The organism is Corynebacterium ammoniagenes DSM 20306 (assembly GCF_001941425.1).
In the GTDB taxonomy this organism is placed as follows: Bacteria; Actinomycetota; Actinomycetes; order Mycobacteriales; family Mycobacteriaceae; genus Corynebacterium; species Corynebacterium ammoniagenes.
Map to the genome: position 1 here is coordinate 1,136,650 of NZ_CP009244.1, position 17,591 is coordinate 1,154,240.

Genomic DNA, 17,591 nt, shown 5'->3' on the forward strand with positions numbered 1-17,591 from the left:
CACACGATGTCTGTTGCGATGTACTAGTAGGAAGTTGGCGTCTAAGACACGAGCTTCTTGTGATGCCCGAACGAAACCTCCCAACAAGCACACACTAATACAGGAGAAAACTTGTCTTTTCCACGCCCGATGAAATTGTCCGCCGCCGCACTTGCGCTGGTCGCACCACTTGCATTAGTGGCATGTGGCTCCGGCGAAAGCGACGAAGCAGCTGCGCCATCTACTTCTGCGGTTACCTCTACTTCTGCGGTTACCTCTACGACTGAGGCGACCCCTGAAAAGGAGACCTCGTCGGCAGTGACCACGACGTCGAAGGCAGCGGAAACTTCGGAAGCCGAAGAGGCAGATGCCCAAGCGCAGAAAGAAACCCAAGAGCCTAATGCTCAAGGGGAAGATCCTGCTGCAGTCGGCCCAGCAGATGCTGCTGCCGGTAACCCTTTGGAGGGTGAAGAACTGCAGCCGGTCCAAAACGGTCAGCCTGCGGATGAGGCAACTCGTGGCGAGATCTCCGGGCTAGTCAACGGCTGGTACGAGGTTGGCGATATGCGTGCTTATATGCGCTATATCCCAGATAACACCTGCTCGCAGGTGCTGGCAGAAAACCCAGATGTTGGCAATGTTGATTACAGCGTCTTCCCACAGGTCCCCATGGACCAGGTCAGCGATAACTGGGGTGCAGCGGGCGTACAGTCCATCGACGACCTCGCTGTCAGTGGCGATACCGCTTCGGCAACCGTGACCGTTAATACCGGTGAGGGTGTTGATTCCTCGGTTATGCGCTTTAAGAATGAAGGCGGCAAGTGGCTGTTCTGTAACTAATCGGTCGAATTAGTTACTCTTAACAGTCGTGGCTCGTATAACTTTTCCCCGCACCGTCGGCTTTGGCGCGGGGCTTCTTGCATTAGTCCTCGTGGTTTATTCCATCGCAGGAATCCTTTGGGGCCTATGGCGTCCTGAAATGACAGCTACCGCGGTAGAAGGTGGTGGCTTTGCCGTTGATACTTCCTCTAATGCACAATTTCAAAGCTTTGGCACTTTTGTGCTTTCCACCGCGCTGATTGCCGGTGTGATCTCCTTTGGTGTGTTCAAATACACCAAATCCCGACGCGGGCTCGGAACCTTGCTGTATTTAGGTGTCCTAGCAGTGCTTGGGGCCTTCGTGTTTTGGCTCGTTGGTGGATATATTGCCCCCACGGTTCCTGATATGGCCTCCGAGGTCGGCAGCCAAGTCAGTTGGGTCCCTACTTTTAACCCCAGCATGGGCTTAGCCGCCGCGCCCTTCCTTTCCCTGTTGGTGTACTGGTCAGGCCTTTACCTCGTGGTCGAAGATTCTCCGAACGATGCTGCCTTAGCAGGCGCATCGGATAACGTCCCGGTGGAAGTTGGACAGCCGCTGTATTAACCGCGATTGATTCAGATTTGCACGAATGTGCCCGGAATATTCGTGTCCATCTAGTGAGATCGGTAGCTCATTTTCAAGCGGCTAAATAGCGGTCGTATGATAGGTTGAAGCACCTAATCATATTCGTTGGAAAGGCCAGCTCCATGTTGCGCGTCATCGATCTCCGGGGACGGAAATTAACCACCTCTCAGTTGCGCCGAATTATTCCTCGCGGTGGCGTGTCAGTCGCCTCCGTCGTGGAAAAAGTCGCGCCGATCGTCAGGGATATTCAGCATCGCGGAGCAGCAGCCGCACTCGATTACAGCGAACAATTCGATGGCATTCGGCCTACTGCTTTGCGCGTGCCGCAGCAGGCGCTTGATGATGCCGTCGAGCAGCTTGACCCGAAAGTCAAAGAGGCTATTGAAGGCTCCATTGAGCGCGTGCGCAAAGTACACGCGGCACAAAAGCCACAGTCCCACACCACCACTTTGGGTACCGGCGCGACGGTCACGGAGGTATTTCGCCCCGTCGAGCGCGTAGGGCTGTATGTACCAGGCGGTAAAGCTGTGTATCCCTCGTCGGTCATTATGAATACCGTTCCAGCCCAGGAAGCCGGGGCCTCGACTTTGGTTGTTGCATCCCCACCGCAGAAAGAATTCGGTGGGCTTCCGCACCCGACGGTTTTGGCTACCTGCGCCATCTTGGGCGTGGATGAAGTATGGGCTGTCGGTGGCGCGCAGGGCATTGCGCTGTTGGCCTACGGCGATAATGATGCCGAGTTGGAGCCAGTCGACATGATTACCGGCCCAGGCAATATTTTTGTCACCGCGGCCAAGCGTTTAGTGCGCGGACTGGTTGGTACCGATGCCGAGGCGGGCCCCACCGAGATTGCCGTGCTCGCGGATTCCTCGGCGAACCCAGTCTATGTTGCCTATGACCTTATTTCTCAAGCCGAGCATGATCCAATGGCGGCTAGTGTTTTAATTACGGACTCGCAAGAACTCGCAGATGCCGTAAGCGCTGAGATTGAAAAGCGTTATACCGCTACCGCCAATGCTGAGCGCGCTGAAGAAGCACTGCGCGGCGAGCAATCAGGTGTGGTGCTCGTGGATGATCTAGAACATGGCATTGTCGTAGCTGATGCCTACGCAGCCGAGCACTTAGAAATCCACACTGAAAACGCTCGTGCGGTCGCCGAGCGTATCAAGCATGCCGGAGCCATTTTCGTGGGCGATTACTCACCGGTTCCTCTCGGGGATTACTCCGCCGGTTCCAACCACGTGCTGCCGACGTCTGGCACCGCACGGTTTAACCCTGGCCTGTCTACACACACATTCTTGCGCCCAGTCAACCTGATTGAATATGACCGCGAGGGGTTAGCAGAGGTAGCCGAGGCCGTGGTGAACTTCGCCAACGCCGAGGACTTGCCGGCGCATGGCGAGGCAATCCGTGCACGATTTGAAGAAATCTAAAAGACAGGTTGATAACACGATGACTGACAATTCTTTCCAGAACGTGACAGTAGATGATTTGCCATTGCGCGATGAGCTACGCGGCAAGTCTGCCTACGGTGCACCGCAATTGCACGTCGCACACCAGCTCAACACCAATGAGAATCCGTATTCTCCCTCGGATGCGCTCATTGCTGACTTGCTGGCGGAAGTGCGCAAGATTGCGCGCGATCTTAACCGTTATCCCGAGCGTGATGCCGTCGAGCTGCGAGAATCTTTGGCCAACTACATCACGACGCAAACCGGGGTAGCAGTGGGCAAAGAGCAGGTGTGGGCGGCCAACGGCTCCAATGAAATCTTGCAGCAGCTCCTGCAGGCGTTCGCGGGACCTGGACGCAAGGCTTTAGGCTTTACTCCGTCGTATTCCATGCACCCGATTTTGTCTAGCGGCACTCAGACTGAGTTTATTGAATGCCCGCGCGGTGCCGATTTCACTATTGATATCCCGGCGGCGTTAGAAAGCATCGACAAGCATGCCCCAGATGTGGTGTTTGTAACCACCCCGAATAATCCCACCGGCGATGTGACCAGCCTGGAAGATATTGAAACGCTGATCCAAGCGGCACCGGGAATTGTCATTGTGGATGAAGCTTATGCCGAATTTAGCCCGAGCCCTTCGGCTGTAACGCTGCTGGACAAATATCCCACCAAGCTGGTGGTCTCGCGCACCATGTCTAAGGCTTTTGATTTTGCTGGCGGCCGCGTGGGCTATTTCATCGCCGCTCCGGCCTTTATCGAAGCGGTCATGTTAGTGCGTTTGCCGTACCACTTGTCGAGTCTGACTCAAGCCGCGGCGGTGGTCGCGCTACGCCATAGCGAGGACACGTTGTCGACGGTAGCGAAGCTATCTGCCGAGCGTAACCGCGTGGTCGAAGGTTTGGATAAGCTGGGCTTTAAAGTCATCCCGAGCGAATCTAACTTCGTCTTCTTCGGCGAATTCGACGACCAGCATGAAGCCTGGAAACTCTTCCTAGAGCGTGATGTGCTCATCCGCGATGTAGGAATTTCTGGGTTCTTGCGAACCACCATTGGGCTGCCCTCGGAAAATGATGCATTCTTAGAGGCAGCGGCAGCGATTGTAAAGGAGATCTAAAGTGGCGCAACGAGTAGGCACCGCAGAGCGAAAGACCTCGGAGTCAAATATCACCGTTGAGATTAATCTGGACGGTACCGGCAAGTCGGATATCTCGACTGGACTGCCTTTCTTCGATCATATGCTCACTGCTTTTGCTACCCACGGCAGCTTTGACCTGACCGTGCATTCCCAGGGTGATATTGAGATCGATGCCCATCACACAGTCGAAGACACCGCCATTGTTTTAGGCCGCGCATTTGCCGAGGCCATTGGTGATAAAAAGGGCATTCGCCGCTTTGGCTCCCAGCTATTGCCCATGGATGAGGCTTTGGTAGAAGCGGTCATCGATATCTCCGGCCGCGCCTATTACGTGATGAATGGCGAGCCCGAAAACATGGACTGGCAGATTATCGGCGGGCACTATGCCACGGTGATTAATCGCCACTTCTTTGAAACTTTTGCTATTCACTCGCAGACCACCTTGCACGTCAATGTGCGCTATGGCCGCGACCCGCACCACATCACCGAAGCAGAATACAAGGCTGTGGCGCGTGCGCTGCGGCAGGCGGTGGAAGGTGATCCTCGTCAAACGGGTATTCCTTCGACTAAGGGAGCTCTGTAAACTCCGCCGTGTACCTTGTAATTATTGTGATGTTTCTCATTGCCGGCATGCTGGTGGGAGGAGCGTGGACCGCTTATAAACAAGGGTCCAAATTTTGGACATTCATGGCAGCGGTCTTAGCGCTGGCAGCTATGGCAACGGCAATCGTATGGATGATTGGAGAGATGCAGTAATTGGCTAAAAACGGCAAGAACGAGAACAAGAACCGGCTCCACACCGTCGACGACACGAGTACTCCAGCTCCCAAGTTAGGCCCTGATGCAACCCAGGCACCGGCGAAGGTCAGCTTGTGGAAAGTGCCAGGCTTTGCGCCGACGATGGTGGCCGTAGCGGCAGCGTTTGGCGCCTGGTCCATCTTGCTTCCCGTTGTCCCAACCCAGGTCATTGCAGGTGGTGGCTCCCCGGCACTCGCGGGTGCCTCCACTGGTATTTTCATGGCCGCCACCGTGATTACGCAGATCTTTACCCCGTGGATGCTGCGGAAATTCGGCTACCGCCGGCTCATGGCGGTCTCTGCCTTCATGCTGGGCGTGCCTGCATTAGGCCACCTTTTGGGTACTGACGCTTGGGTTGTCTTGCTGTTTTCGGCACTACGCGGCACAGGCTTTGGTGCACTAACCGTTGCGGAATCTGCGCTCATGGCGGAATTAGTTCCACTGAAATACCTGGGTAAAGCCACCGGCGTGCTTGGTGTTTTTGTCGGTGCGGCACAGATGGTCTTTTTGCCCGTGGGTCTTTTTATGTCCTCCTCGTGGGGTTATGAGATTACCTATATCACCGCGGCGGTCATCGCGATTATCGCCGTCGGCATGGTGTTTCGGATTCCTGATATTCATCCGAAAACGGAGACTGAGGCGGCATCGACAAGCGACAATGCTCGCCCGCGTGTGTCTATCTGGAAGCTGGTCTTAGTCCCGGCATTGGGCCTGAGCGCGATTTCCATGAGCTACGGCCTGGTCTCGTCCTTCTTGCCAGCCACCGTGACTGATATTGACCCCGTGACCGGTGCGACCTTGGGCGGTATCATGCTGTCGATTGTTGGTGGCGCGGCGATGGTCTCGCGCTATTTCGCTGGCTCTGCCGCCGACCGCTTTGGTGAAGCGGGCCGGTTGTATATCCCCGGCCAGTTGACCTCCTTTGCGGGCATGGCCTTGATGGCCGGTGCCATTGTTGCCGGCTGGTCCGTGTGGTGGCTGGTGGTCGCCGCAGCGCTCTTTGGCCTGGGCTTTGGCGTGGTGCAGCAAGAAGCATTGCTGTCGATGTTCCAGCGTCTGCCACGTAGCCGGTCCTCGGAAGCGTCGGCGCTGTGGAATATCTCCTATGACGGCGGTACTGGTGCTGGCTCTATTATCTTCGCCGGTGTGGTGGCCAGTGCCGGTTATGCCGGTGGTTATGCCGCGGGTGCGGCAGTCATTGTCATCGGTGTGGCGTTGACTAGCTTGGACCGCTTCGCCGGTAAACACCGCGTGAGTGAATACGACAATATTAAGACCCGGCTTAAGCGCCTGCGAAAGGAAAAATAAATAATGACCCAGAAATCCGTTGCCCTGCTTGATTATGGGGCAGGAAATCTGCGCAGCGCCCAGCGTGCCCTCGAGCACGTGGGAGCGAACGTGACCGTGACCTCGGACCCGAAAATAGCGGTAGAAACAGATGGTCTTTTAGTACCCGGCGTCGGCGCTTTTGCCGCGTGCATGGCGGGGTTAAAAGCAATTCATGGCCCACGGATCATCGGCCAGCGCTTAGCAGGTGGCCGACCGGTGCTCGGTATTTGCGTTGGCATGCAAGTGCTTTTCGATGCCGGCCAAGAACACGGCATCCACACCGACGGGTGCGGGGAATGGCCTGGAACCGTGGAGCGGCTCGATGCGCAGGTCTTGCCGCACATGGGGTGGAATACCGTGGGCATGCATAAAGAATCCGAACTATTTGCAGGCCTCGATGACGATACCCGCTTTTATTTCGTGCACTCCTATGGTGCTCGGCGCTGGGAATTAGAAACTGAGATCACCACGCCACCGTTGGTGACGTGGTCACAACATGAGCAGGATCCGTTTGTCGCGGCGGTGGAAAATGGCCCGCTGTGGGCAACGCAATTTCACCCGGAGAAATCCGGGGACGCCGGATTGCAGCTGTTAGAAAACTGGTTGGAACAACTCTAGGTAGGATAAGACACCATGACCTTTACTTTATTGCCCGCAGTAGATGTAGTTGACGGCCACGCCGTACGCCTTGACCAAGGTGAGGCAGGAACCGAAAAGTCCTATGGCACGCCGTTGGAATCTGCCCTGAAGTGGCAAGAGCAAGGTGCTGAGTGGTTGCACTTTGTGGACCTGGACGCTGCTTTTAACCGTGGCTCCAACCATGAGCTGATGGCAGAAGTGATCCGCAATCTGGACATCAAGGTGGAACTTACCGGCGGAATTCGCGATGATGCGTCGCTCAAGCGCGCCTTGGACACTGGTGTGCAGCGCGTCAATATTGGTACCGCGGCCTTAGAAAACCCCGAGTGGATTGCCAAGGTGCTTGCGGAATACGGCGATAAAGTAGCCGTGGATATTGCCGTGCGCAATATCGATGGTGAATGGCGTACCCGCGGCAATGGTTGGGTCTCCGACGGCGGCGACCTGTGGGAGGTACTAGAGCGTCTAGATTCTGCCGGGTGTTCTCGCTTTGTGGTCACCGATGTCTCCAAAGACGGCACCTTGACCGGGCCTAATATTGAGCTGCTGCGCGAAGTAGCCATGGCTACCGATGCCAAGATTGTTGCCTCCGGTGGTATTTCCACTCTTGATGACGTCACGGAATTGGCGCGTTATGAAAACGAAGGTATTGATTCTGCGATCATCGGCAAGGCTTTGTACGAAGGCCGCTTCGATCTCGCGACAGCGCTTGACGCAGTAGCTAAGGTTGAGCCATTACCAGAAGAAACCCCCATTGATTTGCTGGAGTCTCGCGAATGACCTCACCGCTAGAGCTGGTTGCTATCGCCGAAGCTGTTGTTGATGATGTAGAACAGCTTTTCACCGAGGGCCTCGGCGCGCCGCCCGCCAAGTTTAAAGGCGAAGGCGACTTTGCCACGGAAGTCGATTTGGCGATCGAAGCGCAGCTGCGCAGCGCACTGACCCAACTAACCGGCATTCCGGTCTACGGCGAGGAAAGTGGTGGGGAAGCAGACCTCAACCACACCGCGTGGGTGGTAGATCCCATCGACGGCACCGCGAATTACGCAGCGGGTAGCCCCTTGTGCGGCACGGTGGTCTCACTGGTGCATGAGGCAAAACCGATTGTTGCCGTCGCTAATTTCCCGCTCTTGGGCCGACGCTTGGTTGCTGCCGACGGCATGGAACTACGCACCATTGGCGGGGCAAAATCCGGCTTTGGCGGTGGGGAAGATGCCCTGCCTTTTGAAGACTCCCGCGGTCACATCGGTTGTTCTTCGCACCTGCCCACGCCGCTTTTCGATGATTTGCGCAACGTCGGTCTACGCCCGCGCATGACAGGGTCTGTTTGCCTGGACTCCGCTTTCGTGGCACAAGGTGTCTTTGATGGGGCCGTCAATTTCTCCCCGCACCCGTGGGATAATGCCGCCGGCGCGCTCTTTATTCAATCCGTCGGCGGGGTAGCCACCGATCCGAAGGGCAACCCGTGGACAGCTTTTTCTGATGGCCTGGTCGTCGGCACGGAACAAGTTCATGCCACCATCTTGGATTCCATCAAGCGCACCGGCGTTGGAACCCGCCAAGTTTAGAAACACGCCCAATTAATTTCCCTATTTTTTTAAAAGGAGCCTGCCATGTCTGTGGCAATTCGCGTTATTCCCTGCCTCGATGTTGATCAGGGCCGAGTAGTAAAAGGCGTGAACTTTGAAAACCTCCGCGACGCCGGCGATCCCGTCGAGCTTGCAAAGCGCTACAACGAACTAGGCGCTGACGAGCTGACCTTCCTCGATGTATCTGCCTCTAAGCACGGGCGCGGAACCATGCTGGAAGTAGTGCGTCGCACCGCAGATCAGATCTTTATTCCCTTGACCGTCGGTGGTGGTGTGCGCTCTGCTGACGATGTGCGCGAGCTACTTCGCGCAGGTGCAGACAAGGTCTCGGTCAATACCTCGGCGATTGCGCGCCCTGAGCTCTTGCGTGAGCTGGCAGATATCTTTGGCTCCCAGTGCATCGTGCTATCCGTGGATGCACGCCGCAGCTCCGAGCAGCCGTCGGGCTATGAAGTCACTACTCACGGTGGCACCAAATCAGCGGGCTTGGACGCTTTGGAATGGGCACGCCAGGGCGAAGAGCTCGGCGTGGGGGAGATTTTGTTGAACTCCATGGATGGCGATGGCACGCGCAACGGCTTTGATATTGAGATGCTCAAGGCCGTGCGCGAGGTCGTTTCTGTGCCTGTTATTGCCTCCGGTGGCGCAGGAAAAGCAGCAGATTTCCCACCGGCGGTCGAAGCTGGCGCACAAGCTGTACTAGCGGCATCTATCTTCCACTTTGGTGAAGTGACCATCGACGAGGTTAAAAATGAGCTCTCGCAGGCAGGATATGAGGTACGTAAGTGAGCAATGACACCACCAGCGGCTCGGAGTCATCCGGGGATAACCGCACCGCCCCAGAAGACTATGAGCTAGCTCCTGATATTGCAGCGCGCTTAAAGCGCAATGAGCAGGGACTCGTTCCTGCCATCGTCCAGGCCGATACTGGGGAAGTGCTCATGATGGCGTGGATGGATGACCACGCGTTGGCGCACTCTTTAATGACGCGCAAGGGTACGTATTTCTCCCGATCGCGTAATGAATATTGGGTAAAAGGCGAGACCTCTGGCAATGTACAAGAGGTAATCGGTGCACGACTAGATTGTGATGGCGACACCATTTTGCTGACCGTGCGTCAGTCCGGTGGTGCATGCCATACGGGTGATAGGACCTGCTTTGATGCAGATGACCTGCTTCACCCACAACCTAAGAATCCTTCTTAAGGAGAAGTGATCTTTCATGGGTAGGCGAATCGGCCCCTTGCTCTTTGCCATAGCAGCGATTGTTTTATGGCTGTCCTCGCGCGCGACATGGGTAACAGCGCACGTCGAAGATGAACTCTCGGGCGGGCAAACCATACCGCTGAACGGCAGCTTCTGGTCTTTGGAATTGATGGGCCTGACCCTGCTGTTGCTAGCTGGCGCCCTTGCCGGTGTCGCACTGCGCCGCATCGGCCGCCGGATCGTTGGCATCATCGGCGCTTTAGCGGGTGCCGCCGTGGCGTGGGGTCCGCTGCAATTGCTCACCGGTGGGGCAGATCCAGTGCGTGCGCAGGAATTGCTGCAAAGCAGTGAAGCTAATGACAACGCGGTGGATAATGTCTCGATTTCCGCCTGGGCTCAGGTGGTCTCGGTGGATGTTTCCCAACTAGGACCATTGTTTGCAGTACTCGCGGGCGCTGCAGCTGTCTTCGGCGGCGTGCTCTTGGCCATGCAGCCGGGGGTAGACAAGCCACGCTCTCATAAATATGAAACCTCTGCGGCACGCGAAGAGGCTTTGGCCGAAGACCTGCAGAATTCCCCGGATTCTGGCCGTGTGATGTGGGACGCACTGGATGCTGATATCGATCCGACGGATTTACCTCACCAGAAATAGTGCACGATTTCATTTTCTATAGCTGAGCAAGATAGCCTAGTTGTGATCTAGACTTCACTTATCTTGAGTTCAGAACGGGAGGTATGGAGTGCCAGCCCCGATCGCTGTAGAAAATATTTTGCGCGATGTGCTTGATGATGTTGCAGCGCGCGAAGCAGCGGTGTCCTTCCAAGACGTCAAAGCCCGTTCGCGCAGCATGGCACCGCCACGGGATGCACGAGCTGCATTACTGCGCAATGGATGCTCAGTGATTACTGAACTCAAACGCGCGGTTCCTTTCAAAGGCCCCATTCCGTATTTAGATTCCCCACATTCCATGGCGAATCTTGCCGCGAATTTAGAAGATGTCGGCGTGCACTTAATGGCATGTCAGACCGAGAAGCGAAGATTCCACGGTTCACTGGAAGATATGGCCGCGGTGCGCGAAGCGACTACCGTGCCCATGATTTGCCGGGATCTCATCGTGGACCCGTATCAAATCCATGAAGCACGATGTTATGGCGCAGATGTAGTGCCGCTGCAAGTGGCGTTATTGGAGCAAGCGCGCTTGGAATCATTGCTCGACCGCATCGAGTCTTTAGGCATGGTGGCCTTATTAGAAGTGCGTAACCCAGAAGAAGTCGACCGGGCGATACAAGCAGGGGGAACGGTCGTGGGGATTAATGCCTGGTCCGTAACCTCTGATGCTCTGCATCGAGAAGCTTTTGCGGATATCGTTCCGGGATTGCCAGAAAGTGTTATTAGAATCGCTGTTGGTGGGGTGCAATCGCCGAAAGAATTATTAAGCTACGCCTCGCTCGGCGCCGATGCCATCATGGTGGGCGAATCCGTACTACGAGCGCAAAGCCCGTCAGCTTTGGCACGCAGCCTCGTTGCCACCGGACAACACCCGGCCTGCCCATCTCGTAAGGTCTAGTGCCTAAGCACCTGCTTAATATGGCACACTGAGCATGTGCAAACGATGATTTTGGCTAATATTCCATCGCCACCACAAGGTGTGTGGCACCTCGGCCCGCTTCCCATTCGCGCTTATGCCCTATGCATCATCCTCGGCATTTTAGTCGCGCTGTGGTTGACAGTCCGCCGTTATACCGCGATGGGTGGCAACCCCGACACAGTCTGGGACGCCGCTATCGTGGTTATCCCGGCTGGCATTATCGGCGGCAGGCTCTATCACGTTGCCACCGACTACGATAAGTACTTTTGTGCAGACTGTAACCCGGTGGATGCCCTTAAAATCACCAATGGTGGCCTTGGCATCTGGGGCGCGGTTGCACTCGGCGCTATCGCCGTGTGGGTGATGTTTAAAATCAAGGGCATCCCCATGGGGCCTTTTGCGGATGCCGTGGCACCTGGACTGGTGTTGGCACAGGGAATTGGCCGTTTAGGCAACTGGTTTAACCAGGAACTCTATGGCGCAGAAACCACGGTTCCATGGGCGCTGGATATCTACTACCGCGTGGATGCAGCCGGGCGCAATGCACCAATCTCGGGTCGCTCAACCGGGGAGATCATCGCCTCGGTACATCCCACATTCCTATATGAGCTGATTTGGAATGTCCTCGTGTGCCTCTTTTTGCTGTGGGCACACCGCGCGTGGAAGCTGGGCCACGGCCGCGTCTTCGCACTCTACGTTGCTGGCTACACGCTGGGCCGCTTCTTCATTGAAAATATGCGCGTAGATGAAGCAACCATGGTCTTTGGCTTCCGCATCAACGCGATTGTCTCCGTGGTGGTCTTCATCATTGCCATCATCGTGTTCTTCAGCTTGAAAAAGGGCAAGGAAACCCCCGTCGAGGTGGATCCGAAATACCATGCGGCGCTTGCCGAAAAACAGCAGGAAGACGGCGACGAGGCATCCGAGTCCACGGATAGTTCGGCGACACCAGGAAAGTCCTAGCAGGAAAGATTGACCGGAAATCTTCGGTGGGCACGCATTAGATGCCCGTTTCTACCGGGTGTTTCCGTTTTGGTTTGCTTCTTTTGGCTCTTTTTGGGCTGTAGTAGTAGCAGCGGGCTCCAACTGCGGGTAGGTTAGGAGACGTTGATTACTGCTAGAAATGAAGAGGTTAGGCACACATATGCTGGATAGAAGAACTAAAATCGTCTGTACTCTTGGTCCCGCTGTAGCCAGCGAGGACGCAATTTTGCGACTCGTTCAAGACGGCATGAATGTTGCCCGTCTCAACTTCTCGCATGGTGAGCACGCCGACCACGAACAAAACTACAACTGGGTTCGCTCGGCCACGGATGCCACCGGCCGCGCAGTCGGTATTTTGGCTGACTTGCAAGGACCAAAAATCCGTCTGGGACGGTTTACCAACGGCTCTGAGATGTGGGAAAACGGCGAAATCGTTCGCATTACCGTCGATGATGTCGAAGGTACCCACGACCGCGTCTCCACGACCTATAAGAACCTGGCGCAGGATGCGCAGCCAGGTGATCGCTTGCTTATCGATGACGGCAAGGTCGCCATCGAGTGCATCGAGGTAGATGGCAACGATGTTGTCTGTCGCGTGACCGAAGGCGGCCCAGTATCCAATAACAAGGGCGTTTCTTTGCCCGGCATGGATATCTCCGTTCCTGCGTTAAGCGACAAGGATAAGGCCGATCTGCGCTTTGCACTGAAGCTCGGCGTTGATTTCATCGCGCTGTCTTTCGTGCGCTCCCCAGCAGATATTGACTTGGTTCATGAAATCATGGACGAGGAAGGCCGTCGCGTTCCTGTCATCGCCAAGCTAGAAAAGCCAGAAGCTGTCGATGCCCTCGAATCCATCATCTTGGCTTTCGACGCGGTCATGGTCGCCCGTGGTGACCTCGGCGTGGAAGTCCCACTTGAGCAGGTTCCACTGGTGCAAAAGCGTGCCGTGCAAATTGCGCGTGAGAACGCCAAGCCCGTCATTGTGGCAACCCAGATGCTGGATTCCATGATTGAAAACTCGCGCCCCACCCGTGCGGAAGCATCAGACGTCGCGAACGCAGTGCTAGATGGCGCCGATGCCGTCATGCTGTCTGGTGAAACCTCCGTCGGTGTTGACCCACACAACGTGGTGCGCACGATGGCTCGTATTGTCCAGCGCGCGGAAACTGATGGCCGTGTGCCACCGCTATCGCATGTTCCTCGCACCAAGCGTGGCGTTATTTCCTACTCGGCGCGTGATATCGCTGAGCGCTTGAATGCCAAGGCTATCGTCGCCTTTACTACCTCGGGTGATACCGCCAAGCGTGTGGCTCGTCTGCATTCGCAGTTGCCACTGTTGGTCTTTACCCCGCACGAGGCTGTCCGTTCCCAGCTCGCTTTGACCTGGGGCGCGCAGACCTTCTTGACTCCAGATGTGGACTCCACCGATGAGATGATGCTGTCGATGGATAAGGCATTGCTGGAAATGGACGATTACGAAAAGGGCGATTTGGTTGTCGTCGTTGCTGGTACCCCAGCAGGTATCGCCGGCAATACCAATATGATTCACGCCCACGGTCTGGGAGAAGCAGTCAGCTAACCCCCGGCATCCGCATGATTTAATATGCATCTAGCCGCTACCTGCCCACGTTGTGTGGGAAAGTAGCGGCTATTTTTATCAGGTCATGGCGAAGCTACGCGCGGTCGCTATCAAGCGGGACTTGTCCGCGCATGAGGATGCGCGCGGTGCGAATGAGTGTAGTGGAGGCCAGCTCACCATCTGCGTAGTCAGCAGCGGCAATAACCGCGCCTGAGGGAGTACCCAGCCGCACGATGCTGTGCTCGGTGCTCTGCTCGGGGCTCTGCTCAGTTCTGTGGTGGCCGGTGATATCAGAGACCAACGTTCCTGGCACCGCCGCAGCGGCTGCGAGACACATGGCACCGGTCCCGGGAACCGCCAAGTGTGCTTTGCCCATTGAGATCATGCGCACCATGATGTCCACAGAATCCGCCGCCAAATCTGCGCCATCTAACGTGGTGGAATCTTGCGGCGGTGCAATAACGGCAATCTTCGGCACTACCTCCGGGCAGGTCTGAAACCCCATGGCGGCAGCACCTGCCTGCCGCAACCTTTCCAATAAAGCCATCGCCGGCCTATTAGCGTCAATTTCTCCAGGAAGTTCTGTGCCGCTCAGACCGACATCGGTGGCACGCACGATAACCACGGGCAGGGTGGAGTCCACTAAAGACACCGTGATAGCGCTGCCATCGTCATCTAAGACATTCGTCGGGGAGCCCGTGGGCAACAAGCCAGCGGTCCGGCTGCCTGCAGGAGACGGGTAGCTCAGCTGAATCGGCGAGCTCGTACCGGCTACTCCCGGCAATTCGACGGCACCCGTAGTTGCGGCACGACCGTTGACAACTTCCAACGTGACCGTGACGGTCTTGGAGGTATTGGTGTTAAATAGTTGAAATTCCTGCTGCCCATCCGGGGAAGAAATAATGCCTGCTTCTAGCGCAAAGGGGATAACTCCTGATGAGAGGTTGCCGCAGTTACCGGAATAATCAATGTGGTCGATTCCTACTTCCACCTGCCCGAAGGTGTAGTCCACGTCGAATCCCTCGCGGGTGCTAGCAGTAACCAACATGACCTTGGATAGGGAAGAAATACCGCCACCCATGCCGTTGAGCTGACGACCGTGTGGATCAGGGGAGCCCATAACATGACACAACGCAGCATCCCGGTCAGCGTCATCTGCTGGCAGGTCTGCTGCGTTAAAAAACAAGCCTTTGCTGGTACCGCCACGAATAAAGCAGGCGTTAATCCATTCCGTCATACCTGTCACTGTAGTGGCGGTAAACCTGGAAAGTACCCGGTTTGATGGCGAATTTTCGGCTTAGAGCTTGCGCTTCTTCGTCCTTTTCGCGACGGTCTTCTTCGCTTTCTTCACCGGGCTGGCCGCTGTGCTGGCAGCAGGAGCTGTAATCGGAGTGGGTTGAATTTTCCATACTTCATTCGCGTAGTCAGCAATCGTGCGATCAGAGGAGAAGCGGCCCGATTCGCAGATATTGATCCAGCACTTGCGCGCCCAGGCCAATTCATCATCCATGTAGTCCTGTGCCATGCGATCGCGGGTTTCGTGGTAGTCAGCGAAGTCGCCGAGCACATAGTAGGTATCTTGGGCATGGATTCCATAGCCATCGAGAAGCCCGGAGCGGATATCGCCGAACATGCCGGAGTTTTCTGCCCCTAAGGTGCCGTTGGTCAACGCGTCAAGCACACGCGCTAGACCAGGAACCGAGTTGTACAGCTCGCCCGGATTGTAGTTTTCTTTCAACCCCGGCAATTCTTCTGACTTTGCGCCAAAGATGTAAGCGTTATCCTCACCCACCGCGTCCACGATTTCGACATTGGCTCCATCGAGCGTGCCCAGCGTCAATGCACCGTTCATCATGAACTTCATATTGGAGGTGCCCGAGGCTTCCTTGCCTGCGGTGGAAATCTGCTCTGAGATATCCGCGGCTGGAATAATGTGCTCGGCAGGGGAGACATTGTAGTTTTCTACAAAGACCACGCGGATGAGATCACGGGTGCGCTCGTCATTATTGACCAACTCCGCAACGGTATTGATCAATTTGATGATTGCCTTAGCGCGCACGTATCCAGGAGCAGCTTTGGCACCAAAGATGAAGGTACGTGGCGGGACTTCTTCACCGTCTTCTGTGATTCGGAAGTATAGATCCAAGATGTAGAGCGCGTTCATCAGTTGGCGCTTGTATTCGTGCAAGCGCTTGATCTGCACATCGAAGATGGTTTCGGCATCGACCTCTGCGCCCTGATGTGCGTGCACCCAGGTGGCAAAGTCTTGCTTATTGGCCTGCTTAATCTCCATCAGTTCCGTCATTATGGCGTCATCATCAACATAGTTGCGCAAGTCTTGCAGCTTACTGAGGTTGGTTACCCAAGAATCAGAACCCGAAAGACGCGTGAGTAGTTCAGACAGTCGCGGATTGCACATTTCCAGCCAGCGACGCGGCGTCACACCATTGGTCTTATTATTGAACTTCTCCGGCCACAGGTCGTGCCATTCACTTAAAGTATCGGCCTTGATGATTTCGGTGTGCAAGGCAGCCACGCCATTGATGGAGTACGCGGCATAAGAGGCAATCCATGCCATGTGCACATAGCCATTGGAAACCGGTGCCATGTACTCAATGCGCTGCGGGTCTAAACCGCGGTGTGCCATATCTTCGCGAAAGCGACGGTCGATTTCGGCAATGAGCTCCCACAGGCGCCAAAACAGCTTTTGGAAGATGGATACTTCCCAGGTCTCTAATGCCTCCGCCAGCGTGGTGTGGTTGGTATAGGCAAAGGTTCTGGTCACAACGCCCCAGGCATCATCCCAGCTCATCGCGTGCTCATCGAGCAAGATGCGCAACAGCTCCGGGATGGCCAGCACGGGGTGGGTGTCATTGAGCTGGATGGAGTTGAATTCATCAAACTTGGTCAGGTCATCGCCGTGATGGGCGAGGAAGTTGTGGACGATTTCTTGCAGGGAGGCAGAAACAAAGAAGTACTGCTGGCGCACGCGCAGGACTTTGCCTTCATAGGTGGTGTCATTGGGATAGAGCACGCGGCAGATATCCATGACTTTTTCTCGCTCGACGATGGCTTCGGTAAAACGCTGGGAATTAAAAGCGTCATAATCGAATTCTGCAATCGGCTCAGCCTTCCACAAACGCAAGGTGCCGACGTTGTTCGTGCCATAGCCGGTAATCGGCATGTCATAGGGGATGGCGCGGACTTCCATGTCATCAAAATGCACGCGCCATTGTTCGGATGCGCGGCGGACGATGAAGTCATAGCCATTTTCCATCCAGGCATCCGGCTGTTCTACCTGGAACCCATTGTCAAAGCTTTGACGGAACAGTCCATAGCGATATAACAATCCGTAGCCAGTAACCGGGTAGTCCTGGGTGACGGCAGAGTCGAGGAAACATGAGGCCAAACGCCCAAGCCCGCCATTGCCCAACGCGGCATCATGTTCGGCCTCTAGAACATCGACAAGCTCGTACCCTGTGTCTTTGATGGCGTCTTTTGCCTGTTGCTCTAACCCTAAGTTGGTGAGGTTATTGAGCAACGCGCGGCCTTGCAAAAACTCCGCCGAAAAGTAGTGTTGCTGCCGGCCTTGGCCATAGGCTTTCTTGGTCTTTTCCCAATTATCAGCAATTTGTTCCATCACTGCCGCCGACAACCCAGACCAAGCTTTGCGGGCAGAAGCAGAGGGAGGAGAGACACCGGCGGCGGCGCGAATATGTCCAGGCAAAGAGTGCGCAAAGGATGCAGTGTTCATGAACGTGAGACTTCCTTGTACTTAAAGGGGCAAAAGGCCTAACGACTTGAAGCCTAATTGCAAACCCCAACTATTGCTGGACATCGGGCTACACACCCGATGAGACGCACTAAGCT

At 55.6% G+C, this 17,591-nt stretch carries 18 protein-coding genes; 16 read left to right on the forward strand and 2 right to left on the reverse strand.

Annotation, left to right across the window (positions count from 1 at the left end; translation table 11 throughout):
• Window positions 1-111: 111 nt before the first annotated feature.
• The 16 genes from CAMM_RS05195 to pyk all read left to right on the forward strand — a co-directional run bounded on the left by CAMM_RS05195 (window position 112) and on the right by pyk (window position 13,721).
• The gene (locus tag CAMM_RS05195) at window positions 112-819 is read left to right on the forward strand and encodes a hypothetical protein (RefSeq protein WP_232051037.1); all 708 of its coding nucleotides are present in this window, start codon (window positions 112-114) and stop codon (window positions 817-819) included.
• Between the two features lie 28 nt (window positions 820-847).
• Entirely contained in the window at window positions 848-1,402 is a 555-nt protein-coding gene (locus tag CAMM_RS05200; RefSeq protein WP_040354329.1) for a hypothetical protein, read from the forward strand.
• A gap of 143 nt (window positions 1,403-1,545) precedes the next feature.
• The gene (gene hisD, locus CAMM_RS05205) at window positions 1,546-2,856 is read left to right on the forward strand and encodes a histidinol dehydrogenase (protein ID WP_040354333.1); all 1,311 of its coding nucleotides are present in this window, start codon (window positions 1,546-1,548) and stop codon (window positions 2,854-2,856) included.
• Between the two features lie 19 nt (window positions 2,857-2,875).
• Complete coding sequence (locus tag CAMM_RS05210; protein WP_040354335.1) at window positions 2,876-3,988, forward strand: histidinol-phosphate transaminase; 1,113 nt, start codon at window positions 2,876-2,878, stop codon at window positions 3,986-3,988.
• Between the two features lies 1 nt (window position 3,989).
• Window positions 3,990-4,592 carry an imidazoleglycerol-phosphate dehydratase HisB gene (gene hisB / locus CAMM_RS05215; RefSeq protein ID WP_003845286.1) on the forward strand — a complete coding sequence of 201 codons (603 nt, stop codon included), beginning with the start codon at window positions 3,990-3,992 and terminating at the stop codon, window positions 4,590-4,592.
• Between the two features lie 8 nt (window positions 4,593-4,600).
• Entirely contained in the window at window positions 4,601-4,765 is a 165-nt protein-coding gene (locus tag CAMM_RS12930; protein WP_040354336.1) for a hypothetical protein, read from the forward strand.
• A complete protein-coding gene (locus CAMM_RS05220; RefSeq protein WP_003845289.1) occupies window positions 4,766-6,115 on the forward strand; it encodes an MFS transporter in 1,350 nt (449 codons plus the stop codon).
• Window positions 6,116-6,118: 3 nt separating this feature from the next.
• Window positions 6,119-6,754, forward strand: a complete 636-nt coding sequence (hisH, locus tag CAMM_RS05225; protein WP_003845291.1) for an imidazole glycerol phosphate synthase subunit HisH — start codon at window positions 6,119-6,121, stop codon at window positions 6,752-6,754.
• A 15-nt stretch (window positions 6,755-6,769) separates the two neighbouring features.
• Window positions 6,770-7,555 carry a bifunctional 1-(5-phosphoribosyl)-5-((5-phosphoribosylamino)methylideneamino)imidazole-4-carboxamide isomerase/phosphoribosylanthranilate isomerase PriA gene (gene priA, locus CAMM_RS05230; RefSeq protein WP_003845293.1) on the forward strand — a complete coding sequence of 262 codons (786 nt, stop codon included), beginning with the start codon at window positions 6,770-6,772 and terminating at the stop codon, window positions 7,553-7,555.
• Complete coding sequence (locus CAMM_RS05235) at window positions 7,552-8,343, forward strand: inositol monophosphatase family protein (RefSeq protein WP_003845295.1); 792 nt, start codon at window positions 7,552-7,554, stop codon at window positions 8,341-8,343. The genes priA and CAMM_RS05235 overlap by 4 nt, the downstream gene beginning before the upstream one ends.
• Before the next feature lie 45 nt (window positions 8,344-8,388).
• Window positions 8,389-9,153, forward strand: coding sequence for an imidazole glycerol phosphate synthase subunit HisF (gene hisF / locus CAMM_RS05240; protein WP_003845297.1), 765 nt, complete (start codon window positions 8,389-8,391; stop codon window positions 9,151-9,153).
• Window positions 9,150-9,569, forward strand: coding sequence for a phosphoribosyl-AMP cyclohydrolase (hisI, locus tag CAMM_RS05245; protein WP_003845299.1), 420 nt, complete (start codon window positions 9,150-9,152; stop codon window positions 9,567-9,569). Before hisF ends, hisI begins: the two co-directional genes overlap by 4 nt.
• A 16-nt stretch (window positions 9,570-9,585) precedes the next feature.
• The gene (locus CAMM_RS05250) at window positions 9,586-10,221 is read left to right on the forward strand and encodes a TIGR02234 family membrane protein (protein ID WP_003845301.1); all 636 of its coding nucleotides are present in this window, start codon (window positions 9,586-9,588) and stop codon (window positions 10,219-10,221) included.
• A gap of 88 nt (window positions 10,222-10,309) precedes the next feature.
• A complete protein-coding gene (locus CAMM_RS05255) occupies window positions 10,310-11,137 on the forward strand; it encodes an indole-3-glycerol phosphate synthase TrpC (RefSeq protein ID WP_040354339.1) in 828 nt (275 codons plus the stop codon).
• Window positions 11,138-11,173: 36 nt separating this feature from the next.
• Window positions 11,174-12,121 carry a prolipoprotein diacylglyceryl transferase gene (gene lgt, locus CAMM_RS05260; protein ID WP_040354342.1) on the forward strand — a complete coding sequence of 316 codons (948 nt, stop codon included), beginning with the start codon at window positions 11,174-11,176 and terminating at the stop codon, window positions 12,119-12,121.
• A gap of 181 nt (window positions 12,122-12,302) precedes the next feature.
• On the forward strand, window positions 12,303-13,721 hold the full coding sequence (pyk, locus tag CAMM_RS05265) for a pyruvate kinase (protein WP_040354346.1): 1,419 nt from the start codon (window positions 12,303-12,305) through the stop codon (window positions 13,719-13,721).
• Window positions 13,722-13,815: 94 nt separating this feature from the next.
• Here the strand turns inward: pyk and CAMM_RS05270 are convergent, their stop codons facing one another.
• Both CAMM_RS05270 and CAMM_RS05275 read right to left on the reverse strand, forming a co-directional pair.
• Window positions 13,816-14,958 carry a PrpF domain-containing protein gene (locus CAMM_RS05270; protein WP_003845307.1) on the reverse strand — a complete coding sequence of 381 codons (1,143 nt, stop codon included), beginning with the start codon at window positions 14,956-14,958 and terminating at the stop codon, window positions 13,816-13,818.
• A gap of 60 nt (window positions 14,959-15,018) precedes the next feature.
• On the reverse strand, window positions 15,019-17,475 hold the full coding sequence (locus tag CAMM_RS05275) for a glycogen/starch/alpha-glucan phosphorylase (RefSeq protein ID WP_040354348.1): 2,457 nt from the start codon (window positions 17,473-17,475) through the stop codon (window positions 15,019-15,021).
• Window positions 17,476-17,591: the final 116 nt, after the last annotated feature.

Excerpts from the sequence above, each read along its gene's own strand:
- hisD (WP_040354333.1), top strand. The coding sequence starts at position 1,546 with ATGTTGCGCGTCATCGATCTCCGGGGACGGAAATTAACCACCTCTCAG.
- CAMM_RS05210 (WP_040354335.1), top strand. The coding sequence starts at position 2,876 with ATGACTGACAATTCTTTCCAGAACGTGACAGTAGATGATTTGCCATTG.
- hisH (WP_003845291.1), top strand. The coding sequence starts at position 6,119 with ATGACCCAGAAATCCGTTGCCCTGCTTGATTATGGGGCAGGAAATCTG.
- priA (WP_003845293.1), top strand. The coding sequence starts at position 6,770 with ATGACCTTTACTTTATTGCCCGCAGTAGATGTAGTTGACGGCCACGCC.
- CAMM_RS05235 (WP_003845295.1), top strand. The coding sequence starts at position 7,552 with ATGACCTCACCGCTAGAGCTGGTTGCTATCGCCGAAGCTGTTGTTGAT.
- hisF (WP_003845297.1), top strand. The coding sequence starts at position 8,389 with ATGTCTGTGGCAATTCGCGTTATTCCCTGCCTCGATGTTGATCAGGGC.
- CAMM_RS05250 (WP_003845301.1), top strand. The coding sequence starts at position 9,586 with ATGGGTAGGCGAATCGGCCCCTTGCTCTTTGCCATAGCAGCGATTGTT.
- pyk (WP_040354346.1), top strand. The coding sequence starts at position 12,303 with ATGCTGGATAGAAGAACTAAAATCGTCTGTACTCTTGGTCCCGCTGTA.
- CAMM_RS05270 (WP_003845307.1), bottom strand. The coding sequence starts at position 14,958 with ATGACGGAATGGATTAACGCCTGCTTTATTCGTGGCGGTACCAGCAAA.
- CAMM_RS05275 (WP_040354348.1), bottom strand. The coding sequence starts at position 17,475 with ATGAACACTGCATCCTTTGCGCACTCTTTGCCTGGACATATTCGCGCC.